Here is a 23,133-nt window from a genome sequence, read left to right as displayed (position 1 = left end):
CCCGAAGATTATCGGAATACACCGACACCAAACCTCGCCGAACAAACCTCCTACAGCGAGTCCGGCGCGTCACCGAACGCATCGGCGACGTTCTCGACCAACGTGAGCGCGGTGCGCGCCCATTCGGGGGTCGCCGAGGCCAACCCGCACGCGGGCGTGACCGACACCTGAGAGGCCAGCGTCGACCTCGGGAATCCCAGCCGATCGACGAGCGTCACCGCAGGTGCCGCCGCCTCTCGCCAGGTCGGCGTACGTTCCGGCGTCGTACCGGGGACGACGCCGAGGACGAGCGTTTTCCCTGCCTGCAGAAGCTCGCCGACCGCGTCCAGGTCGGAAGAACGCAGCAGCGACGCATCGAGCGCGACGGCGTCCGCGGCGCTGCGACGGATCAGATCGATGGGCACACCCGTGGCGCAGCAGTGCACCATCGCGGGTACTCCGATCGAATCGAGAACGGAATCGAGCAGCTCCAGCGCGTCGGGTTCGGGAAATGCCGGCACGGGATCGAGTCGGCTCACACCCGGTAGCGAACCGCGAAGCACCGCAGGCAAACTCGGCTCGTCGAGCTGAACGACGACGTCGACGCCGAGCCGCCGACGCAGTTCGGCGACGTGCTCACGGATGCCCTCGGCCAGCGATTCCGCAACGTGCCGGACGGCTCCCCGATCGGTGAGCACGCGATGCGCGTTCCGAAGTTCGACCTCGGCCGCCATCGTGAACGGTCCGGCGACCTGCGCCTTCAGCACCGACAGAGACGCCGCGAAACCGCCTGTCTCCCACAACTCTTCGAGTATGTCGAGATCGCGACTCAACAGGTCCTCGGCGTGGCGCCCTGCCCGAGTCGCCCGCTGCGCGATGCGATATCCGGACGTGCGCACATCGAGTTCGACGTCGACCATCAACGCCCCGGTACGACCGATCAGGTCGGCGCCGAGCCCACGGGCGGGCAGTTCGACGACATGGGGCAGGGCGGGCAATTCACCGAGCACGATGCCCGCCGCCTCACGCACGTCGGTGCCGGGCCACGAGCCGATTCCGGTCGCGAGTCCGGCGAAAACGCTGCTGCTCACTCGCTCTCGGAACGGGTGCCCGCGATGGTGGCGCTACCGATGACGATGTCGCCCAACACATCTCGCCGATACAGTACGGCCGCCTGTCCCTTCGCGACACCGGTGAGCGCACTGCGGAGTTGGATGTCCATACCGCCGTCGGACGTCGCCTCGGCGACCGCTTCGGTGGTTCCTCCGTGTGCGCGCACCTGGACGACGCACTCGATCGGTCCGGTCGGCGCGACGCCGTCGGTCCAGATGGCACGCTCGCCGGTGATGCCCCAGACGTCGAGACGCGTTGCCGACCCGACGATGACGTTGCCGCTGTCGGGTTCGATGGCCGTCACGTAGCGGGGTTTGCCGTCGGCGGCAGGACCCTGCACGCCGAGGCCCTTGCGCTGGCCGATCGTGAATCCGTGGACTCCGTCGTGGTCGGCCAGTTCGGCACCGGTGTCCGCGTCGACGACCTTGCCCGGCCGGATGCCGATCTTCGCGCCGAGGAATGCACGTGTGTCACCGGACGGGATGAAGCAGATGTCGTGACTGTCCGGCTTGTCGGCGACGGCGAGTCCCCGTTCGGCGGCTTCGGCACGGATCTCGGACTTCGGCGTGTCACCGATCGGGAACATCGCACGCGAGAGCTGGGCCTTGTTCAGCACCGCGAGTACGTAGGACTGGTCCTTGTCGGCGTCGACCGCGCGGCGCAGCACACCGTCGTGCAGCTGGGCGTAGTGGCCCGTGGCGACGGCATCGAAGCCCAACGCCAGCGCACGGTCGGCGAGCGCCGAGAACTTGATCTTCTCGTTGCACCGCAGGCACGGGTTCGGGGTCTCCCCCGCCGCGTAGGACTCGACGAAGTCGTCGATGACGTCTTCCTTGAACCGGTCGGCGAAGTCCCAGACGTAGAACGGGATGCCGAGGACGTCGGCGGCGCGTCGGGCGTCTCCCGCGTCCTCCTTGGAGCAGCAGCCCCTCGAACCGGTCCGGAGCGTTCCGGGGTCACTCGACAGAGCGAGGTGCACGCCGACGACGTCGTGCCCTTCGTCCACTGCCCGGGCCGCCGCGACAGCCGAGTCCACTCCGCCGCTCATCGCAGCCAAAACACGCATCAGCGTTGTCCTCCCCGAGCTCCTACGCTCGCCAGTCCCGCAGCGCGGGCACGTTCTGTCACCTGTGGCAACGCAGCCAGAAGTCGATCCACGTCGTCGTCCGACGATCCGGCCCCGAGCGAGAAACGCAAGGATCCGCGCGCGGTCACCGGGTCGGCGCCCATGGCGATCAGCACATGACTCGCGCGAGCGACGCCCGCGGTACATGCCGATCCGGTCGAACATTCTATCCCGGCCGCGTCGAGCAGCATGAGCAGGGAATCACCCTCGCATCCGGGGAACGTGAAGTGCGCGATGCTGTCGAGACCGCCGTCGCCCTGCGCACCGTTGACGATCACGTCGGGATCGATGGCCCGCACTCCGGCGATCATCTTCTCGCGCAGCCGCGTCAGCTCTCGGTGGCGCGCGGAACGGGTGTCGACGGTGTCCTTCAGCGCTGCCGCCATGGCGACGACGGACGCGGTGTCGTGCGTCCCGGACCGTACGTCCCGCTCGTGCCCGCCACCGTGGAGCAGCGGCACACACGGAACGCTGCGGCCGAGCAACAACGCGCCGACGCCCTGCGGTCCACCGAATTTGTGTGCCGCGATGCTGAGTGCCGACAGTCCGCTGGCGGCGAAGTCGACGGGAAGGTGGGGCACGGCCTGGATGGCGTCGCTGTGCATCGGGATGCCGTACTCCTGCGCGACGGCAGCGAGCTCCGCGATCGGCATGATGGTGCCGACCTCGTTGTTGGCCCACATGACGGTGATCAGCGCGATCTCGTCACCGCGCAGCGCGAGCTCGGCGCGCAGAGTGTCCGGCTGGACGCGTCCGGACGCGTCGACCGGCAGCCACGTGACGTCGGCACCCTCGTGCGCGGCGAGCCACTCCACCGCGTCGAGAACCGCGTGGTGTTCCACCGAGCTCGCGACGATCCGGGTGCGCGACGGTTCGGCGTCGCGCCTGGCCGCGAAGATGCCCTTGACCGCGAGGTTGTCGCTCTCGGTTCCGCCTGAGGTGAAGATCACCTCGGACGGCCGTGCGCCGAGATTCTCCGCAATGGACTCGCGCGCTTCCTCGACGCGCCTGCGGGCTAAGCGCCCCGATCCGTGCAGCGACGACGCGTTGCCGACGGTGGCGAACACGGCCGTCATCGCCTCGATCGCGGCGGACGACATGGGCGTCGTCGCAGCATGATCGAGGTAGACGGGTGCGCTCGAGGCAGTGGTAGCAGCCGAACTGCGGGCAGAAGGCATAACGCTGTTCAGGATAGCCGCTCGGCGTGAGCCGGAAGAACGCGCGAGATTCCGCCGAGGGTCAGGCGCCCTGCTGCATCGCCGAATGAAGTACGACGTTCCCGGCGATCACACCGTGCAGGTCGGCGCTCAGCGCATCGCCGGATCGCACCGATGCCTCGCACCGCCGCGCGAGGTCTCGACGATCGTTTCCCGGCGGTTCCGGCGTCGCGAGTCCGACTTCGGCGACGATCCCTTTGAGCCGGAAGATCCTGGAGATCGATTGTCCGATCGTCTCGTCGCCGACGAAGCACGTCGACGTCGTCTGCTCACCGGAAGCGTCGACATAGCGCAGTCGGACCGGTTGAACCCATGTCTCGGTGTCCACGGCAGCCTGGAACATCGCCGGGCGAAACGACCCGTAGGCACGGCCACACCACGTCGTCGCTTCGGGGAATGCGACGACCGTGCCGCCCGCGCGCAGCCGGTCCGCGACCTGTTCCACGGTGCCGGGCAGTGCGCGCAGGCTGCGTCGGTGGATCGGCAGAACCTTCATCGCGCGGGCGAGAACTCCGAGAACCGGCCAGTCGATCAGATCGCCGCGGGCGACGAACGTCGCAGGTCGCAGCGCGGTGAGCACGATGACGTCGGTCCACGAGACGTGGCCGGCCACGACGAGCGCGCCGCCCTCGGTCCTGGACTTCTCCCGCACCGACCGCTGGTCGTCGACGCGCAGGCCGATCCCGATCGCGAACAGCAGCATCCTGGCCCCGAAGCGCGTCACATTCCGCCGCGCGTGCGGAGACGCCACCCCGACGAGAATCAGGATCGGCAGAAGCATCAGCGCCGTGACGGCGAGGAGCGTTCGCAGAACGACTACGATGGTCCGGGCCGCCGACGTGTCACGTCCGATGCAGCTGTCGCCGCACGGGCTCGACGGCATCCACGCGTGATCGATCTCGGGCGGGGCCGAGGTCGCCGCGACGTCTCGGCGTGTCATCGGCCGGCCTGCGAGTCGTAGGTCGCGGCGGCACTTCTGAGTCGGTCGAGGTATCGCGTGTTGGCTTCGCGGAGCCCGAGCAGCGCGACGAAGTCGGCGACACCGAAGTCCGGGTCGTGAGCGGGCTCGCCACAGATCGTCGCGTTCAAGCGCAGGTACCCGCGCAGCAGCGGCGGCACGGACGGTCGGGCCGGGGGAACGAGGTCGTCGAGCGTACGGCCGTCGACGACGACGGGATTGTGTGGGATCGCCCGCCGGTCGGCCGGCGAGGCGTGCTTGGTCAGCAGAAGATCGCGCACGCCGCGAACGTTGACGCCGGGTTCGTCGTCCGGCGTGGCCTGCATCGGTACGGACACGCAGCCCATCACCCATTCGAGGCCGGTCACTTCGAGGTAGTGCAGGATTCCCGACCACATGAGTCCGAGAACCGAGCCGGAACGATGCTCGGGACGAACGACGGCCCGGCCCATCTCGACGACCCGGGACGACGCTGGATCGAGTGCGGACAGATCGAATTCCGTTGCGCTGTAGTAGCCGCCCGCGCGAGCGGCGGCGTCGGGCGGAAGCATGCGGTAGCAGCCGACGAAATCGTCGGTTAGGTTGTCACGGACGAGAAGATGGTCGCAGAAGTCGTCGAATCGGTCGGCGTCGAGGCCGTTCGTGTCGGCGGGAATCTCGAACCCCGGTTCGGAGGCGAACACGTCGTAGCGAAGCCGCTGTGCGGCTTCCCGGTGGTAGCGGTCCGTGGAGAGGACCAGCGAGTACCTGTCGGTGGCAGGCGCGGCGGGAGCGGTGGTCGCGAGCTCCGCTGCGGCCGAGGTCATGACTGAAGTGGTCATGATGCTGTGTCTAACGAGCTTCAGCACCGTCCGCGCATCACCTGGGTTACGTGTCCGAACACGTTGTGTGAACGGCTGTATCACACAGTTCGGCCCCCGCACCCAGTGGGTACGGGGGCCGATTCGGCTACGACGTGTCAGCCCTTGTGCTTCTTGACCGCATCGGTCAGCTGCGGTGCGACGTTGAACAGGTCGCCCACGACACCGAAGTCCGCAATCTCGAAGATGGGTGCTTCCTCGTCCTTGTTGACGGCGACGATGGTCTTCGAAGTCTGCATACCTGCGCGGTGCTGGATCGCGCCGGAGATACCGAGCGCGATGTACAGCTGCGGCGAGACCGTCTTACCGGTCTGTCCGACCTGGAACTGGCCCGGGTAGTAGCCGGAGTCGACGGCGGCGCGCGATGCACCGACGGCGGCACCGAGCGAATCGGCGAGCTCCTCGACGACGTTGAACTTGTCCGCGCTGCCGACGCCACGTCCACCGGAGACGACGACCGACGCCTCGGTGAGCTCGGGACGGTCGCCACCGACGATCGGGTCACGCGAGGTGACCTTGGTGACGCCTTCTTCCTGGGCCGGGACCTCGACCGTCTCGCGGGTGCCCGCGCCTGCCTTCGGCTCTGCCTCGACTGCGCCGGGGCGCACCGAGATGACCGGGACGTCGCCGTTGGCCTTGGCCTCGACGGTGTACGCGCCACCGAAGATGGAGTAGACGGCGCTGCCGTCACCGTTGACCGCGACGACGTCGGAGTGCAGGCCGGAACCGAGGCGTGCAGCCAGACGTCCGGCCACCTCCTTGCCCTCGGTGCTCGACGCGGTGATGATCGCGGCGGGGCTGACCGACTCGGCCAGAGACGACAGCACGTCGATCTTCGGGGTCAACAGGAAGCCGTCGACGTCGTCGGACTCGGCAGCGTAGATCTTCTCGGCACCGGCCTCGGTCAAGGCGTCGGCGAGTTTGTCGGTGGTGCCGGCCGGACCGGTCACGACTGCCGACGGCTCACCGAGAGCGCGTGCCGCGGTGATGAGTTCGAGACTGACCTTCTTCAGGCTTCCCTCTGCGTGCTCGACGAGCACAAGTACTTCTGCCATGTTCTAGCTTCTCCTCTTGTGGTCTGGCTGCTTGGGGTGGGCGATCAGATGATCTTCTGGCCGACGAGGTAGGCCGAGATCTTGTCTCCGCCGTCGCCTTCGTCGGTGACGCGCTCACCAGCAGTCTTGGGAGGCTTCGGCGTGGACGAGGTCACCGTGGTGCCTGCGTTCTCGACACCGACGGTCTCTGCCTCGACGCCGATGTCCGCGAGGGTCAGCGTCTGGACCGTCTTCTTCTTGGCGGCCATGATGCCCTTGAAGGACGGGAAGCGCGGCTCGTTGATCTTCTCGGTGACGCTGACGATGGCGGGCAGCGTGGCTTCGAGGCCGAAGATGCCTTCGTCGGTCTCGCGCTCTCCGGAGACCTTGTCGCCGTCGACGACGAGCTTGCGCAGCTGCGTCAACTGCGGGATGCCGAGGTATTCGGCGATGATCGCGGGAACGGCTCCGGTGCGGCCGTCGGTGGCCTCGTTACCGGCGATGATCAGCTCGGTGGCCTCGCCGTTCTCGAACTCGATCTGGCCGAGTGCCGCTGCGAGTGCCCATGCGGTCTGGATCGCGTCCGAACCGTGCAGCGCAGGGTCGTTCAGGTGGACGGCGCTGTCGGCGCCCATGGACAGAGCCTTGCGGATGGCGTCGGTCGCGCGGTCGGGGCCTGCGGACAGCACCTTGACCTCACCACCCTTGGACTCCTTGATGAGCAGTGCTTCCTCGACCGCGCGCTCGTTGATCTCGTCGAGCACGGCGTCGGCGGCTTCACGATCGAGGGTGAAGTCACCGTCGGTCAGCTTGCGCTCGGACCACGTGTCGGGAACCTGCTTGATCAATACGACGATGTTCGTCATGGGTCTGCGTCGACCTCCTGGTCATGTTCCGCTGAATCGAGTGTTCGTATGGGTTCTTGCAGTTCTAGCACCTGGCCGTAGATTACCCCATGTCTAGTTACCGGTGGGTAACTTACTGCGTTTCCCGCCTGACCATACATCCAGGAGGGCCACGCCAGGGACTGCCCGTCGCTGTCCTACTGGGCAGTAGAGGCATTACCCTCTCGTCGGTGAGCGATTCATCGAACGCAGGTTCCGTCGTGGACGGCGCGCCCGAACCGTTACCCCTCACCGGGGAGCGCACGGTTCCCGGCATCGCCGAGGAGAACTACTGGTTCCGTCGGCACGAAGTCGTCTACGAGCACCTGCGAGATCGTTGCGCGGGCAAGGTCGTACTGGAGGCCGGTTCCGGTGAGGGCTACGGCGCGAACATGATCGCCGACGTCGCGACGTCCGTCGTCGGCCTCGATTACGACGCGTCGGCGGCAGCGCACGTCCTGACGCGTTATCCCCGCGTCGGAATGTTGCGCGGGAACCTGGCGCAGCTACCCCTGGCCGACGACTCGATCGACGTCGTCGTCAATTTCCAGGTCATCGAGCATCTGTGGGACCAGGCTCAGTTCCTCGCCGAGTGCCACCGCGTACTCGCCCCTGGCGGAGTTCTGTTGATCAGCACGCCGAACCGCATCACGTTCTCCCCCGGGCGTGACACTCCCCTGAATCCGTTCCACACCCGTGAGCTGAATGCCGCAGAACTCACCGAACTGCTGGGCGACGCTCGATTCACGGTCGAGACGATGACAGGCGTGCACCACGGCTCGGTCCTGCGCGCCCTGGACACCAAACACGGTGGTTCGTTCATCGACGCGCAGATCGAACGTGCACTCGCGGGCGAGCCGTGGCCCGACGATCTGACGGCCGATGTCGCGGGAATTCGCTCGTGCGACTTCGACATTCGCACCTCCGACATCGATGCCAGCCTCGATCTGGTGGCCGTCGCAACGAAGCCTGCGACCTCGGTGAGCGAGTGAGCGAACGCCGCACTCCGGTGACCGAGCCAGGGATGTTCGCCCTGGTTCTGCACTCCCACCTTCCCTGGCTCGCCAATCACGGACGGTGGCCCGTGGGCGAGGAATGGCTGTACCAGTCGTGGGCCGGCTCGTATCTGCCGTTGGTGGAGATGCTCGGCCGGCTGGCCGACGAGGGCCGAACGAACCTGCTGTCGCTCGGCATCACTCCCGTGCTGGCCGCCCAACTCGACGACCCGCACTGCCTGTCCGGCATGCATCACTGGCTGGGCAATTGGCAGCTGCGTGCGCACGAGGCGACCGATCGCGGACTGTCGACGCGTGAGCACAGGGCCGCGTCGCACGCTCTCGACACGTTCGAAACACAGTGGCGCCATGGGGGTTCCGCCGCGATTCGCCGACTCGTCGACGCCGGAACGGTCGAGTTGCTCGGTGGCCCGCTCGCACATCCGTTCCAGCCTCTCCTCGACGAGCGATTGCGCGAATTCTCGCTGTCCGAGGGGCTTTCGGATGCCCGGTCACGATGGGGCACCCGCCCGACGGGCATCTGGGCTCCGGAATGCGCCTACGCACCGGGCATGGAATTCGGTTATGCCGCAGCGGGAGTGACGCATTTCATGGTCGACGGCCCGGCGCTGCGCGGCGACACGACACTCGGCCGTCCCGTTCGCGAGTCCGACGTCATCGCGTTCGGTCGCGATCTGACGGTCAGTTATCGGGTGTGGTCGCCGAAATCGGGATATCCGGGCCACCCCGCGTATCGCGACTTCCACACCTACGACCACGCGACGGGGCTCAAGCACGCACGGGTGACGGGCCGGACCGTCGATTCCGCCGACAAGGAACCCTACGATCCCGAACGCGCATCCGCTGCCATCGACAAGCACGTCGCCGACTTCGTCGATTCGGTTCGACGACGCCTGCGCGAGGAGTCCGACCGAATCGGGCGAGGCGCCCTGGTCGTCGCTGCCTTCGACACCGAACTGTTCGGCCACTGGTGGTTCGAGGGCCCGGTGTGGCTGGAGCGTGTACTGCGCGCATTGCCGGAGGCCGGAATCGACGTCGGGACGCTCGACGACGCTCGGACGCGTGGCTACGTCGGCACGCCCGTCGACCTGCAGAAGTCGTCGTGGGGATCGGGCAAGGACTGGCGTGTCTGGGCGGGCGACGCCGTCGCCGACCTGGTGACGCTGAACGCCGAGGTCTCGGCCCTGGCATTGGACACGATCGACAAGAACGCTTCTCGCGAGTCCGACGGGCCCGTATTGCGCAACCGGGTCGACGACCAGATTCTGCGTGAGACACTGTTGGCACTGGCAAGCGACTGGGCGTTCATGGTCAGCAAGGACTCCGCCGCAGGATATGCCCGCGACCGCGCGCACATCCATGCGCACGCGCTGCGGGAGATCGCCGACGCGGTCGCGCGGGGTCCGGTCGGCAGGGCCGCCGAACTCGCCGAACGGTGGAATCGGGCCGACGGCTTGTTCCCCGGACTCGACGCCAGACGTTTGCGTGGGGATCATCGTGACGAAGGGGCGGCCGAGTGAAGATTCTGATGGTGTCGTGGGAGTACCCACCCGTCGTCGTCGGCGGGTTGGGCAGGCACGTACATCATCTGGCGACCGAACTGGTGCGGGCAGGCCACGAGGTGGTGGTCCTGTCGCGTCGCCCGACGGGTACCGACGCCTCGACGCACCCCACTCTTCACCGCATCGAGGACGGCGTCCTCGTCGTCGCTGTCGCCGAGGATCCCGCACACTTCGTGTTCGGCGAGGACATGGCGGCGTGGACCCTTGCGATGGGCCACGCGATGGTTCGGGCGGGCATCGCCCTCGGCAAGCCGGGACTCGGCGACGGTTGGCAACCCGACGTCGTCCACGCGCACGACTGGTTGGTTGCACATCCGTCGATCGCGCTCGCCGAACACTTCGACGTCCCACTGGTGTCGACCATCCACGCCACCGAAGCGGGGCGGCACAGCGGCTGGATCTCCGGGCCGATCAACCGTCAGGTCCACTCGATCGAGTGGTGGCTGGCCAACGACTCCGACGCCGTCATCACGTGTTCGACATCGATGAAGGACGAGGTGACACGGCTTTTCGGCATCAAGGACGCCGCCGTCACCGTCATCAGGAACGGCATCGACATCCGTACGTGGAGCTTTCGGCGTCGCGAACCGCGCTCGGAACCGGCCAAGCTGCTCTACGTCGGCAGGCTGGAGTACGAGAAGGGGGTCCAGGACGCGATCGCTGCACTCCCCCGCATCCGTCGTAGTCACCCCGGCACGACGCTTCACATCGCCGGTGAGGGAACACAATTCGCGTGGCTGTCGCAGCTGGCCCGCACGCACCGCGTCGCACGTGCGGTGTCGTTCCTCGGTTCGCTCGATCACACCGAACTCCTCGGGTGGCTGCACGGCGCCGACGCGATCGTATTGCCCTCACGCTACGAGCCTTTCGGCATCATCGCGCTCGAGGCCGCGGCAGCCGGAACTCCGCTCGTGGCTTCGACCGCGGGCGGGCTCGGGGAAGCGATCGTTCACGGAACGACGGGTCTGTCGTTCGAGCCCGGCGACGTCGCCGGCTTGGCCACCGCCGTGCGGTCGGTTCTCGACAACGTGGACAAGGCGCAGGAACGTGCCGAGGCCGCGCGTGCCCGCCTCACGGTCGACTTCGACTGGAAGCACGTCGCGGACGCGACCGCGCAGGTGTACCTCGGAGCCAAGCGGAAGGTGCGTTATCCGCTCGGCAGGCCGGTCATCGTCGAACGCGCGCTACCCGAACGAAGCTGAGTCGCCGCGGGCGGCTTCTGCTGCCTTCAGCGACTTCTTGCGTTCGATGTCCTCGAGCGCGGCAATGTACTCGGCGCGCGCCGCCGCGCCGGCTTCCCAGTCGGCCTTGCGGTTGCGCACGACCTTCGCCGGTGCGCCGACCGCGATGCTGTAGTCCGGGATCGTGCCCTTGACCACCGCGTGCGCACCCAGCACGCATCCACGTCCGATGTCGGTCTCGCGCAACACCGTGACCTTTGCCGCGACCCACGTGTCCGGGCCGATGCGGACGGGACCCTTGACGATGCCCTGATCCTTGATGGGCGTCGTCACGTCGTCCATGCGGTGGTCGAAATCGCAGATGTAGCACCAATCCGCCACGAGCGTCGACGCGCCGATTTCGATGTCGAGGTAGGTGTTGACGACGTTGTCCTTGCCGAACACCACCTTGTCGCCGATCCGCAGCGAGCCTTCGTGGCACCGGATGGCATTGCCGTCGCCGATATGCACCCAGCGACCGATCTCCAGCCTCGACAGCTCGGGCGTCGAGTGGATCTCGACGTTCTTGCCGAGGAACACCATGCCGCGCAGAATCACGTGCGGATTGGCGGCCTTGAACTTCGCCAGACGGTAGTACCGCACCAGGTACCACGGCGTGTAGGCCTTGTTCTGCAGAACCCACCGCAGGGAATCGAGCGTCAGGAAACGCGCCTGTTCGTCGTCGCGCCGTCTCGATCCCCGCCAGCGCGAACGCAACGGCGCGTTCCACATACTCGTCATACCGAGCACCTTAGATAACCGGTCGCGCTCACTCCACCATGGCCCCGCACGGCCGCTTCGTCGGTGGACACCGGTGCCGGGATAGTCTCTTGTGCGACGCGCGTGCCCAGCGAACCATGCACGCGACCTGAGACGAGGGAGAACAGCACGGTGCGTGGCGGCAGAGCAACGTTCGCGCGAGTAGCGGCAGTGGCAACCGCCGCACTGGTCGCCTCCACCGCCTGCGGAGACAGCGACACCGTCGACGCCTTCGCTCCCGGAGCATGGCCCGCTGCGCACGGCGACTCTCGAAACAGCAGCTCCACCGGCCACGACGGATCGACCGACGTCGAACTGCAGTGGTCGCGCCCGCTGGGTGGCGCGGTCGGATCCCCGATCTCGATCGCCGCGAGCGGACAGATGTTCGTCGGCACGTACTCGGACGCAGGCTGCAACCTCTTCTCGTTCGAGATGGAGTCCGGCCGCAAGCGGTGGTGCAACCGCGTCGGACCCTCTGTCCCGACGGCCACACCTCTCGTCGACTCGGTCGCCAACGTGTACGTCGGCGACGACGGCGGGTTCTCGTCGTTCAACGAGCACGGCCAATTGCGTTGGCGGACACCGGTGTACGGCGTTCCCCGGTCGGCACAGTTCCTCGGCGACGGCAGTGTGCTCGCCGTGACGCATCTCGGCCAGGTCAACGTGCTCGACACACAGACCGGGCAGTTGACCGTGCCGATCCACGACCTGATCGAGCCGCCTCCGTTCCTGGAGTCTCCGGACACGAACTTCCTCGCGCCGACGACGGGTCTCGACGACTGCACGATCGGATCCCCGGAATGCCCCGTCGGCGCGGGCCCGGCCGTCGACCTCGATACGGGATCGATCTTCCTCGTGCTGTGGCGCCCGGGAGCCATTGCGCCGCAACTCGTGTCGCTGTCCTACGACGCGCATGCGACTCCCTCCATCACCGAGAGATGGTCCTCGGAACTGCTGCCGGCAGCGGTCACGTCGAGCCCGGTCCTGTCGGCGGACGGGCAGACCGTCTACGTCGCGGACGTCGACGGCAGGCTCACCGCGTACGGCGCGGGCGACGGGGCGTCGAAGTGGGCGTACGGAGCTGGATTCGGTGTGTCGGCGTCGCCGTCCGTGTCGGCGGACGGGTCGATCGTGCCCTCGGGTGGTGACGGCATCGTGCAGTCGATCCGCGACGACGGCGATCACGCCACGCAGGTGTGGGCTCGTGACGATCTGAAGCAGGCCGGCGGACCCGTGCAGAGCGCGGACGGTGTCGTCCACACGGTCGTCCGCCGCGGCGACGATCTGGTACTGACGTCGCTCGACGGTTCGTCGGGCGAGACTCTGTCCGAGAGCACCCTTCCAGGCGCGCAGGGATCGACGGTCGGCACGTCGGTCGGACCGGAAGGTCAGATGGTGACGTCGACCAATCTGGGCGAGATCTTCACCTACGCACCCTGATTCGAGCCGTCGGGATCAGCTCGAACCACCGGGGCGCCGTGCTTCGCAGACGAACGCGAACGCCGAACGCTCGACACGCGTGATGACCACCGACAGGGCGACGTCTCCCCGCAGTTTGAGCTTCGGTCGCAGCACTGCGGGATCGACGTCGACACCTCGGACGAGAATTTCGGCCGAGCCGCAGCGCCTCGACGCCAACGCCTGCCGCAGTGTCTTCTCGGAATACTTGATCTGTTCGAGCACACGAAATCCGTTGACGCCCTCGGGAACCGAGTCGCCGGTCAGATAGGCGATTCGAGGGTCGAGTTGCCACAGACCGTGACGCGCACCGTAGTGCCGCACGAGTCCCGCGCGCACCACCGCCCCGTCCGGATCGACGATCCACTCGCCCACGGGGCCGGCGTCGATGTCGTCGGGTTCGGCGTCGGTCACCTCGAACGACGAACCGTCCGACGCCAACACCGTTGCGCGCCTACGCACTCCGTCGTGGGTGAGGCCCGTCGACCACAGACATGCCTCCCGCACACCGCCGCTCAGGGACACGACTTCGACTTCGCCCTCCCATCCGAGCCTGTCGAAGTCCAGACCGGGCGCACATTTGACGACCAGATCGTGTCCGGCATAGGCGCCCAGCAACGACGGTAGGGGCGGTTCGAGCGCCGCAGGATCGTGCGTGCGCCTTCCACCGGCACGCCTGCCCGGGTCCGCGAGTACGACCGTTCCACGAGTGGTCGGAGTCAGGGCATCGGCACGCAGTACCGCGACACCCGGGACGTTGTGCGATGCCATCCGTGTGCGCACCGGATCGAGATCGCTACCGACGACGGTTCGAGCAGTCGTCGACAGCGCCGCCAATTCCGTTCCGATGGAACAGGTCACGTCGTGTACGTCGCGACCCTCGAGACGCTGCGCGCGGCGTACGGCGACAGGTGTCGGTGTCGCCTGTTGGACGGCGTCGTCGGTCAGCAACCACCGCTCGGCTCCGTCGATCTTGGTAGCCGCCTTGCGCCGCAGACGCGTCGTCTCGACGAGTGCGGCGGTGCGATCTCCGTGCGCGGCACGCAGAATCGAGATGTCGGACAGCATCGACGCCGAGTCCAACGGCCGTTCGTCGACGTCGCGCAATGCGGCGACGCCGACATCGCTGGTCAGAAAGTCGATGTCGGCGCCGGTGAAGCCGTAACCCATGATTCGATCAGTCGGACTTCACTCCGGTGATCATCACGTTGTAGAAGAATCCGCGCGGCACCACGTGCCTGAGGACCTTCTCGTCGACCCAGCTGAGCGTCTTCCATCCGCCGAACGCGAACTTGGCCCAGTTCCATCCGAGCTTCTCCGCCGGAACGGCGGCTTCGAACGTACGCACCGGCCATCCGAGCAGTGCCGCGGCGAACTCTTCGGTCTGGGCCTGTACGTCCACCGCACCTGCGCTCCGCGCGATGTTCTCGAGGTCGGTGGGGTCGAAGGTATGCAGGTCGACGACGGCTTCCAGCGCCGCGGCGCGGGACGATTCGTCGAGTTCGGCCTGCGGCTTGCGCCAGCTCGCGAGGAAGGGCAGCTTGGTGACACGCGTGGTGGTCTCCCACGTCGCACGGCCGAGCCAGCGAGCGTAGAAGTTGCCCACGGTCGTCGGTTCGCCGGCGAACACGAAGCGTCCACCGGGCTTGAGCACGCGCAACACCTCGCGCAGAGACTGTTCGACGTCGGGGATGTGGTGCAGCACCGCATGGCCCACGACGAGGTCGAAGGTGTTGTCCTCGTAAGGGATCGTCTCCGCGTCGGCGACGCGTCCGTCGACATCGAGGTTCAGGTGCTCGGCGTTGCGCAGGGCGACCTTCACCATGCCCGGCGACAGGTCGGTGACCGAACCCTTCTCCGCGACGCCCGCCTGCATCAGATTGAGCAGGAAGAACCCTGTGCCGCAACCTAATTCGAGGGCACGACCGTACGGCAGGTCGTCCTGCGCACCCGGCTGGCCGCTGACCGCCTGGTCGAAACGCCCACGCGCGTACTCGATGCAGCGCTCGTCGTACGAGATCGACCACTTGTCGTCGTACGTCTCCGCTTCCCAGTCGTGGTACAGGACCTGAGCGAGCTTGGTGTCGCTCCGGGCAGCCTCGACCTGCTCGGCCGTGGCGTGCGGGTTGGGAGCAGGATCGTTCACGGCGCTTGCGGCAGACGATGCGGGTGCATCGGAGTTGCCGTCGTGTGGGCTTGCAGTCATGAGGGCAGCCTACTATCCGGTAGTGAATGAACAAGTTCCAGTTTTGCCGACCTCACTCGCCGACGAACTCCGCCTTGCCAGGTCCGTTGGCAACGAAGGATTCCATGCCGATGGTGCGGTCCTTCGTGGCGAACAACGCGGCGAACTGCTGAGCCTCGATCTTCAGACCGGTGTTCAGATCGGTGTCGAGCCCCTGATCGATAGACGCCTTCGCGGCGGCGAGAGCGCGGGCCGCACCCGTCGTGAACTGCGACGCCCACGCACGTGCGGCGTTGTAGACCTCGTCGGGGGCGACGACCTCGTCGACCAAGCCGATGCGCAGAGCCTCGTCGGCTCCGACGAACCGACCGGTGAAGACCATGTCCTTCGCCGTGCTCGGACCGACCAGGCGCGCAAGCCGCTGGGTACCACCGCCGCCGGGAATGATGCCGAGAAGAATCTCCGGGACACCGAGCTTGGCGTTGTCGCCTGCGATACGACGATCCGCGCCGAGCGCGACCTCGAGTCCGCCTCCGAGTGCGTAGCCGGTGATCGCGGCGACGACGGGCTTCGGGATGGCAGCGAGCGACCCGAGCGCGGACTGCAGATCACCGATGATGGCCGACATCTGCGCGGCCGTGAGCTCGAGCATCTCCTTGATGTCCGCGCCTGCCGCGAATACCTTCTCGCCGCCGTACACGATGACGGCCTTGACCGACGAGTCGACGGTGGCCGCCCGGGCCGCGTCGCGAATCTCTTCCTGCACTTGACGATTCAGCGCGTTCATGGGGGGACGGTCCAGGCGGATGGTGCCGATGCCGTCTGCTACCTCGAGAGTCACGTACTCAGCCATGGCGCTCACGCTACCGGTAGGCGGACCTAACGGTCTGCCCACGGGTGGGTGCTGCCCGCGTAGTACGCGTCCTGGCCCGGAAAATCGACGCGTAGTTCGCCGTCGGAGTGGTAGAGATCCGGCTGGATGGGCGTGACGTCGGGCGACGCGGCCAGGACGGCATCGACACCGTCGAACGTCGTCAGTCCCGCGAGTTGACTCCACGTCGGAGGCAGCAGGATCGTCGCGCCGCGACGCCAGTCCTCCAGCGCAGCATCCAGCGAACGCCATCCGACCGACGCCGCCTCACTGGTCTCGCCGTCCGCGGTCTGCCCCTCCGGCACCACCGCGACGAAGAACCGGGTGTCGTAGCGACGCTTCTCCCCCACCGGCGTGATCCAGTTCGACCACGGACGCAACAGGTCGGCGCGCAACACCAACTCGTTGCGCGTCAGGAACTCGCCGAACGTCTGCTCCCGTCGTTCGAGTGCACCGCGGTCGTCGGCGAAGCGGCGCGTGTCCGAAACGACGGAGTCCGCAGTCGGTCCGGCGAGCAGGACGCCGCATTCTTCGAACGTTTCCCGCGCCGCCGCACACACGAGCGCTGTGGCCTTGCGCTCGTCCACACCGAATCGTTCGGCCCACCAGGACGCGCTCGGTCCGGTCCACTCGAGTCCGGTGTCGGCGTCGGCGTCGGACAAGTCGACGCCTCCCCCGGGAAACACCGTCATGCCGCCGGCGAACGCCATGCCACCGACCCGTTCCAGCAGGAACACCTCGATACCCGCAGCCGCGTCGCGCAGAAGAATCACGGTCGACGCGTCGCGCACCGGGACGTCGGCGAGATCGGACGGGGTCGAGGCACCGCTGGCTGTGGACATTGAAGGAAATCTACCGGACTTACGTAACGGCCATCACATCAGCGGCGGTGCTGTGCTCCGGCCCGCGTACGGCGCGCGAAGAATCTGCCGTCGACGCGATCGAGCGTGATTGACTGGCTGAACGCTTCGGTCAGGTTCTCGGCGGTGATGACGTCGTCGACGAGGCCCTGCGCGACGACTCCACCCTCCTTGAGCAACAGTGCATGCGTGAAGCCCGGTGGGATCTCCTCGACGTGGTGCGTGATGAGCACCGTCGCGGGCGCGTCCGGGTCGGCGGCGAGATCGGCCAGGCGGGCGACGAGCTCCTCGCGTCCACCGAGGTCGAGACCCGCGGCCGGCTCGTCGAGAAGAAGTAGTTCCGGGTCGGTCATGAGGGCGCGAGCGATCAGCACACGCTTGCGCTCGCCCTCGGACAGAGTTCCGTAGGTGCGGTTCGCGAGGTGTTCGGCACCGAGGCTCTCGAGCATGTCGACGGCACGCTCGGTGTCCATGTCGTCGTACCGCTCACGCCACCGGCCGAGCACGCTGTACCCGGCGGACACGACGAGATCGGCGACGGTCTCGTCGGCCGGAATGCGGTGGGCCAGCGCGGAGGAGGACAGACCGATGCGCGGTTTGAGGTCCGCGACGTTGGCCTTGCCCATCACTTCACCGAGCACGTGTGCGACGCCCGAGGTGGGATGCACCTCGGCAGCTGCGATGCGCATCAACGACGTCTTGCCTGCCCCGTTCGGACCGAGGACGACCCAGCGCTCGTCGAGCTCCACCTGCCAGGTCACAGGGCCGACAAGCGTCACACCACCTCGCCTGATGAGTACGTCGTCGAAGTCGATGAGGAGATCGGGATCTGGTTCGGACACGAGGTCTATCTTGTCCCACATTCGTCGGGCTTTCACGGCAGGATCTGTATGCGTGTCGTCCAATGTTCATCACACCGTCGGCGAGCCCGACTCGGCGAATCGTCCCGCACCGGGGTCCCCTTTCCCGCTCGGGGCAACAGTCGGCGAAGGTGGTACGCAATTCGCAGTCCACTCGCCCGACGCCGATGGCATCGAGATCTGCCTGATCGACGACGACGGCGGCGAGCGTCGCATCGCACTCGGCAGCCGTACGTACGGCGTCTGGCATGGGTTCGTCGAGGGCGTCGAAGCAGGAACGAAGTACGGAATCCGAGCGCACGGCCCGTGGAACCCGTCGGACGGCCGCAGATTCAATCCGCAGAAGATTCTACTCGATCCCGCCGCGCGCACGATCCACGGCACCGTCGGATCGGCGGAGGCTCTCCTCGCCTACGAGGACGACCCGTTCGGGCGTCCGAACACCGTGGATTCACTGGGCCATGTGCCGCTGGCGGTCGTTACCGCGCCCGACGTACCTCCGAGCGCACCCCGGCCCGGCATCCCGTGGGATCGAACGGTCGTCTACGAGATGCACGTCGGCGCGTTCACTGCCCGGCACCCGGACGTACCGGCCGAGCATCGCGGCACCTATCTCGGACTGACGACCCCTGCAGTACTCGACCATCTCACCCGCCTCGGCGTGACGACCGTCGAACTGCTGCCGGTGCATGCGACGATCACCGAGCCGGGCGTCCGTGCCCGTGGGATGCGTAATCACTGGGGATACTCGACCGGCGCGTTCTTCGCACCCGATCCACGGTTCGCGTCGACGCCAGGAGCCGAGATCGCCGAATTCCGCACGATGGTCGACGCGCTGCACTCGGTCGGTATCGAAGTGATACTCGACGTCGTCTACAACCACACGTGCGAGAGCTCGGTCGACGGTCCGTCCATCAGTTGGCGCGGGCTCGACGCACCCGGTTACTACCTTCTCGACGGACGTGGCCACGACGTCGACCTGACCGGGTGCGGAAACACGACCGACTCGGCGTCACCTGCTGTCGTACGCATGGTCTGCGACAGTCTCCGCTACTGGGCGACGGACATGGGTGTCGACGGGTTCCGTTTCGACCTCGCGAGCACGCTCGGCCGCCCCGCGTGGCGATTCGATGCGCGCGCACCGCTTCTGACTGCGATCGCGACGGATCCCGTGCTGTCGACACGCAAACTGATCGCCGAACCGTGGGACGCGACAGGCGCCGGCTATCAGGTCGGCGGGTTCGGCGCGATGTGGTCGGAGTGGAACGACCGGTACCGCGACACCGTCCGTCGGTTCTGGGCGGGACAGACCGGCGTGCGTGAACTCGCCTCGCGCATAGCGGGTTCCGAGGACATCTTCGGCGGCGGCGTCCGAAAGCCTTGGGCCTCGGTCAATTTCGTGACCGCACACGACGGCTTCACCGCCCGCGACCTGGTGTCGTACTCGCGCAAGCACAACGACGCGAACGGTGAGGACAACCGAGACGGCACCGACAACAACATCTCGGAGAACCACGGCGTCGAGGGCCCGACCGACGATCCCGATGTCATCGCTGCGCGGGGCCGCCACGTCCGCGCACTGCTCGCCACGCTGACCCTGTCGACCGGGACGCCGATGCTGTTGGCCGGCGACGAGATCGGACACACGCAGGGCGGCAACAACAATGCGTACTGCGTGCCGGAGGATGCACCCGCGGATCGGTCGTGGGCCATCGACTGGGAGTCCGCCGACCGCGATCTCCTCGCGTTCGTCTCGCGACTGTTGCGGATCAGGCGAAGCGCCCCGTCACTGCGCCAGCAGGAATTCTTCTTCGGGCGCGATACTCCCAGCGGCAGGCCGGATCTCGTCTGGTTCGACGGACGCGGCAACGAACTGACGACCGACCAGTGGCACGACGATTCGATCCGCACCATCCAGGCATGGGTGGACGGCGGCGACGTCCGCTCCTACGCCTCGGACGGGCATCGCGTCGACGACGCCAGTTCGCTGCTCGTACTGCACTCCGGCGGCCCGACCGAGGTATCGCTGGCGTGCCCGCCCTGGGCGGCCGAAAGATTCGTCGCCGTCTTCGATTCCAGCACTGCCGACGGCACGCCCGTCGACGCGACGGCCATCGATGCGGGTTCGCCACTGTCGCTGTCGGGTTCGACCGTGCTCGTGCTGCGCAGCGTCGGGAGGTGATGGACGAAGAACTGCACGATCGGCCCGATACCGAAGGCGTACAACAGGGTTCCGATTCCGGCGTTGCCGCCGAGCAGCCAGCCCGTCGCGAGGACGGTGATCTCGATGCAGGTGCGAACCAGACGGATCGACAGGCCCGTTCGCGCCACGAAGCCCGTCATCAGTCCGTCACGCGGGCCGGGTCCCATGCCCGCACCGATGTACAACGCCGTCGCGAAGCCGTTGGTCACGATGCCCGCCAGCATCAACGGAATGCGGACCGCGAGCGAATCGACGTCGGGTAACCACGCGAGCGACACGTCGACTGCGATCGCGATGACGACGACGTTGCTGACGGTCCCCAATCCTGGCTTCTGGCGCAACGGAATCCACGCCAGCAACACCAGAATCCCCGTCACGGCCGTGATGGTTCCGAAGCTCAGATCGACGTGCCGACCGATCCCCTGATGAAAGACGTCCCACGGATCGAGGCCGAGCCCTGCCGTGATCATCGCGGCCATCGACAGTCCGTACAGCCATAGTCCGATGTACAGGGCGCCGAGGCGCAGTACGAGATTCCTGGCCGATCCGGAAGAGATGTTCGATGTACGCATGCATTCAGTGTCGAGCACACTGGATGCCGCAGAAACGGCCAGTTTCGAAGCGGTGGACCCTATCGCCACATCTCGGGTGCGACGCCGACGACCGTCATCGAGCCGGGCGCCACCTCCGTGAATCCGGCGTCGCGTACGGCTGCGGCGCGACCGGCGTCGACGAGTGCGCGGGCTGTCGCCCACTGCTGGGCGTTCGCGTCGCGGACCGAACACGCGAAACCGCGTGCCGCCCATGCTTCGCACTGCTCGGTCGACATCGTTCCGGCGAGCAGCATCGACGCGTGCCCGACCTGCGCTGCAGCCTTTCCCACGGTCATCTCGAGCGCAGGGTCGATCCAGAGCACCGGAAGGTCGTCGGCCACCCGATCCGGTTCGTCGTGACTCAGATCGGTGCCGCCGATCTGCAGTCTCCTGATCCGCGCATCGAGGTCGCCGACGCGTCCGGGAACCAGGGCACGGGCCTGCGCGTCGCCGACGTCCACGGTCACGCCTGGCACATCCTGCGCGGCGGTCCAATGGGCCCCACGAGCTCGTCTGGCCACCTTGCGGATGCGTGACGACGTCCACGCGCGGAACGACTCTTCCCATTCCCCGCCCGGTCCGACGCGCTCGTCGAAGCACAGCGCGACCGAGGCCGACGCCGCCGCTTCGAGCAACCGGCTGCGCGGCGGCGGATCGGCCTTGGGGATGTTCAGCACGATCGGCATCGCGAGGACGTCGGCGGGGTCGTCGGGGTCCGGCCGTCCCCCGTAGCCCTGCGCGAGGACTTCGTGTCGTTCGGCGAACGTGCTCCGCGGTGTGTCCTCGATCGGCGACTCGCTCACAGGATCGGAACGCGTCGCACACCGCCGTCGACGGCGTCGGCTGCCTCGATCTCACCGCGTGTGACGCCGAGCATGAACAGCACGGCGTCGAGATAAGGGTGCGAGATCGCCGTGTCGGCGATCTCGCGGAGGGCGGGTTTGGCGTTGAAGGCAACGCCGAGACCCGCCGCGGTGAGCATGTCGATGTCGTTGGCGCCGTCACCGACAGCGACGGTCTGCTCCATCGGCACCCCGGACTGGGCTGCGAACTCACGCAGAGCGATCGCCTTCGCGGCACGGTCGACGACCTCGCCGACGACGCGGCCGGTCAGCTTGCCGTCGACGATCTCCAGAGTGTTCGCGCGAACGAAGTCGAGTTCGAGTTCGTGTGCGAGGCCTTCGATGACCTGGCGGAATCCACCGGACACGACACCACACGAATACCCGAGCCTGCGGAGCGTTCGAATGGTCGTCCTCGCACCCGGAGTGAGTTCGAGGTCCTCGCCCACCTCGTCGATCACCGATGCGTCCAGCCCTGCCAGCGCTGCGACGCGTTGGTGCAGCGATTCGGTGAAATCGATCTCACCGCGCATCGCGGATTCGGTGATCGCGCGAACCTCGGCTTCCCGACCGGCCTTGGCGGCAAGCATCTCGATGACTTCACCCTGCACGAGCGTCGAGTCGACGTCGAACACGATGAGCCGCTTGGAACGCCGCGCGATTCCCGCCCGTTCGACCGCGACGTCGACGCCGACCCCCGCGGCGATCTCGGACAGCCCCGTGCGCAGCTGACGATCGGCGTCGGGCGAGGTGTTGGTCGTCGACACCTGCAGTTCGAGGCCGGTGACCGGGTAATCGGCGACGCCGCGAATCGAGTCGATGTTCGCACCCTGCCGCGCGAGCTCCCGCGAGAGGGTGCTGAACGCGCGGGCGGTGACCGGACGGCCCAGAACGACGACGACGTGTGTCGGAAGTCCGGGCTTGCCGTTCTGGTCCGCGCCGATCTCGACGTCGACGTGCACGCCGACCGTCGACATGGCCTCTTCGAGTTCTTCCTGCAGGTGTTCGGGATCTCGGGGACAGTTCAGCAGTACGCCCAGTGTCAGGCGTCCCCGGATGACGACCTGTTCGACGTCGAGCAGGGTCACCTCGTGACGTGAGAGCGCAGCGAACAGAACCGACGTGACGCCAGGCTTGTCCGGCCCGGTGACCGTCACGAGTACAGCGGTGTCCGATGACGCCACCGGATCTCCCTTCACGCGCGGATCCGCATCGCGTGCGAATCCGCTGTCCGAATGTGGTCGTGGGTTTCGATTCTTGCAAGCGAAGAGCCCCGCCCGGGTACCGGGAGGGGCTCTTCGGGGCTATCGCGTACCTGCTACTTCAGATCCCTGCCTGGATCCGGGTCGCCGGAGTGCTCGTGGTCGCTCGTACTGATGGGTGCACGGCGTGCCTGTTCGAGTACCTCGGTGGTGTGTCCGCCGTGGCTGCCGGGTCCGACGTGGGCTTCGGAGCGCATGCGTTCGACCATGTGTGGGTAGTGCAGCTCGAACGCGGGACGCTCGGAACGGATACGGGGCAGTTCGGTGAAGT

At 67.0% G+C, this 23,133-nt stretch carries 20 protein-coding genes and 1 pseudogene; 5 read left to right on the top strand and 16 right to left on the bottom strand.

Annotated features, from left to right (window positions below):
- Positions 1 to 50: 50 nt before the first annotated feature.
- The 7 genes from HQ354_RS07600 to HQ354_RS07570 form a co-directional block, all read right to left on the bottom strand.
- Entirely contained in the window at positions 51 to 1,070 is a 1,020-nt protein-coding gene (locus tag HQ354_RS07600) for a methionine synthase (RefSeq protein WP_167678373.1), read from the bottom strand.
- Positions 1,067 to 2,158, bottom strand: a complete 1,092-nt coding sequence (gene mnmA, locus HQ354_RS07595; RefSeq protein ID WP_114332641.1) for a tRNA 2-thiouridine(34) synthase MnmA — start codon at positions 2,156 to 2,158, stop codon at positions 1,067 to 1,069. Before mnmA ends, HQ354_RS07600 begins: the two co-directional genes overlap by 4 nt.
- Positions 2,158 to 3,396: a cysteine desulfurase family protein gene (locus HQ354_RS07590; protein ID WP_222634610.1), complete on the bottom strand. Its 1,239-nt coding sequence runs from the start codon at positions 3,394 to 3,396 to the stop codon at positions 2,158 to 2,160. Before HQ354_RS07590 ends, mnmA begins: the two co-directional genes overlap by 1 nt.
- Before the next feature lie 61 nt (positions 3,397 to 3,457).
- Entirely contained in the window at positions 3,458 to 4,375 is a 918-nt protein-coding gene (locus HQ354_RS07585; protein ID WP_222634611.1) for a 1-acyl-sn-glycerol-3-phosphate acyltransferase, read from the bottom strand.
- Positions 4,372 to 5,214: a GNAT family N-acetyltransferase gene (locus HQ354_RS07580; RefSeq protein WP_114332638.1), complete on the bottom strand. Its 843-nt coding sequence runs from the start codon at positions 5,212 to 5,214 to the stop codon at positions 4,372 to 4,374. Before HQ354_RS07580 ends, HQ354_RS07585 begins: the two co-directional genes overlap by 4 nt.
- Positions 5,215 to 5,351: 137 nt before the next feature.
- Positions 5,352 to 6,308 carry an electron transfer flavoprotein subunit alpha/FixB family protein gene (locus HQ354_RS07575; RefSeq protein ID WP_068428393.1) on the bottom strand — a complete coding sequence of 319 codons (957 nt, stop codon included), beginning with the start codon at positions 6,306 to 6,308 and terminating at the stop codon, positions 5,352 to 5,354.
- 44 nt (positions 6,309 to 6,352) lie between these two features.
- The gene (locus HQ354_RS07570; RefSeq protein ID WP_068428390.1) at positions 6,353 to 7,153 is read right to left on the bottom strand and encodes an electron transfer flavoprotein subunit beta/FixA family protein; all 801 of its coding nucleotides are present in this window, start codon (positions 7,151 to 7,153) and stop codon (positions 6,353 to 6,355) included.
- 209 nt (positions 7,154 to 7,362) lie between these two features.
- On the opposite strand from HQ354_RS07570, the gene HQ354_RS07565 reads away from it, so the two are divergent.
- From HQ354_RS07565 to HQ354_RS07555, 3 genes are read left to right on the top strand one after another with little or no spacing between them, the layout of a single operon-like run.
- Entirely contained in the window at positions 7,363 to 8,163 is an 801-nt protein-coding gene (locus HQ354_RS07565; RefSeq protein WP_068428388.1) for a bifunctional 2-polyprenyl-6-hydroxyphenol methylase/3-demethylubiquinol 3-O-methyltransferase UbiG, read from the top strand.
- 32 nt (positions 8,164 to 8,195) lie between these two features.
- Positions 8,196 to 9,707: a glycoside hydrolase family 57 protein gene (locus HQ354_RS07560; protein WP_222634623.1), complete on the top strand. Its 1,512-nt coding sequence runs from the start codon at positions 8,196 to 8,198 to the stop codon at positions 9,705 to 9,707.
- The gene (locus HQ354_RS07555; protein WP_068428386.1) at positions 9,704 to 10,951 is read left to right on the top strand and encodes a glycosyltransferase family 4 protein; all 1,248 of its coding nucleotides are present in this window, start codon (positions 9,704 to 9,706) and stop codon (positions 10,949 to 10,951) included. Before HQ354_RS07560 ends, HQ354_RS07555 begins: the two co-directional genes overlap by 4 nt.
- Here HQ354_RS07555 and HQ354_RS07550 read toward each other — a convergent pair.
- Positions 10,934 to 11,710 carry an acyltransferase gene (locus HQ354_RS07550; RefSeq protein ID WP_068428383.1) on the bottom strand — a complete coding sequence of 259 codons (777 nt, stop codon included), beginning with the start codon at positions 11,708 to 11,710 and terminating at the stop codon, positions 10,934 to 10,936. The genes HQ354_RS07555 and HQ354_RS07550 overlap by 18 nt on opposite strands.
- A gap of 189 nt (positions 11,711 to 11,899) precedes the next feature.
- Between HQ354_RS07550 and HQ354_RS07545 the strand changes: the two genes are divergently transcribed.
- The gene (locus HQ354_RS07545; protein WP_308115145.1) at positions 11,900 to 13,168 is read left to right on the top strand and encodes a PQQ-binding-like beta-propeller repeat protein; all 1,269 of its coding nucleotides are present in this window, start codon (positions 11,900 to 11,902) and stop codon (positions 13,166 to 13,168) included.
- A 15-nt stretch (positions 13,169 to 13,183) separates the two neighbouring features.
- On the opposite strand, the gene HQ354_RS07540 is transcribed toward HQ354_RS07545, so the two are convergent.
- From HQ354_RS07540 to HQ354_RS07520, 5 genes are read right to left on the bottom strand one after another with little or no spacing between them, the layout of a single operon-like run.
- Positions 13,184 to 14,356 (bottom strand): SAM-dependent methyltransferase, encoded by a 1,173-nt coding sequence (locus HQ354_RS07540; protein WP_068428377.1) that lies wholly within the window; start codon positions 14,354 to 14,356, stop codon positions 13,184 to 13,186.
- A gap of 7 nt (positions 14,357 to 14,363) precedes the next feature.
- Complete coding sequence (locus tag HQ354_RS07535) at positions 14,364 to 15,392, bottom strand: class I SAM-dependent methyltransferase (protein ID WP_068428373.1); 1,029 nt, start codon at positions 15,390 to 15,392, stop codon at positions 14,364 to 14,366.
- Positions 15,393 to 15,444: 52 nt separating this feature from the next.
- Complete coding sequence (locus HQ354_RS07530; RefSeq protein ID WP_068428371.1) at positions 15,445 to 16,224, bottom strand: enoyl-CoA hydratase/isomerase family protein; 780 nt, start codon at positions 16,222 to 16,224, stop codon at positions 15,445 to 15,447.
- Between the two features lie 26 nt (positions 16,225 to 16,250).
- On the bottom strand, positions 16,251 to 17,084 hold the full coding sequence (locus HQ354_RS07525; RefSeq protein ID WP_068428369.1) for an NUDIX hydrolase: 834 nt from the start codon (positions 17,082 to 17,084) through the stop codon (positions 16,251 to 16,253).
- A gap of 38 nt (positions 17,085 to 17,122) precedes the next feature.
- Positions 17,123 to 17,965, bottom strand: coding sequence for an ABC transporter ATP-binding protein (locus tag HQ354_RS07520; protein ID WP_068428365.1), 843 nt, complete (start codon positions 17,963 to 17,965; stop codon positions 17,123 to 17,125).
- Positions 17,966 to 17,996: 31 nt separating this feature from the next.
- Between HQ354_RS07520 and glgX the strand changes: the two genes are divergently transcribed.
- The gene (glgX, locus tag HQ354_RS07515) at positions 17,997 to 20,144 is read left to right on the top strand and encodes a glycogen debranching protein GlgX (protein ID WP_068428361.1); all 2,148 of its coding nucleotides are present in this window, start codon (positions 17,997 to 17,999) and stop codon (positions 20,142 to 20,144) included.
- A gap of 652 nt (positions 20,145 to 20,796) precedes the next feature.
- Here the strand turns inward: glgX and HQ354_RS07505 are convergent.
- From HQ354_RS07505 to HQ354_RS07495, 3 genes and pseudogenes are all read right to left on the bottom strand, one after another.
- The gene (locus tag HQ354_RS07505; protein WP_068428358.1) at positions 20,797 to 21,561 is read right to left on the bottom strand and encodes an aminoacyl-tRNA hydrolase; all 765 of its coding nucleotides are present in this window, start codon (positions 21,559 to 21,561) and stop codon (positions 20,797 to 20,799) included.
- On the bottom strand, positions 21,558 to 22,784 hold the full coding sequence (gene serB / locus HQ354_RS07500; RefSeq protein ID WP_068429120.1) for a phosphoserine phosphatase SerB: 1,227 nt from the start codon (positions 22,782 to 22,784) through the stop codon (positions 21,558 to 21,560). Before serB ends, HQ354_RS07505 begins: the two co-directional genes overlap by 4 nt.
- A gap of 134 nt (positions 22,785 to 22,918) precedes the next feature.
- Positions 22,919 to 23,133 (bottom strand): annotated as a pseudogene (locus tag HQ354_RS07495) (cytochrome ubiquinol oxidase subunit I); the annotation flags it as partial.

It is taken from the genome of Rhodococcus sp. BP-261, assembly GCF_019835205.1.
In the GTDB taxonomy this organism is placed as follows: Bacteria; Actinomycetota; Actinomycetes; order Mycobacteriales; family Mycobacteriaceae; genus Rhodococcoides; species Rhodococcoides kyotonensis_B.
This window is presented reverse-complemented; position numbering and strand designations above follow the sequence as displayed.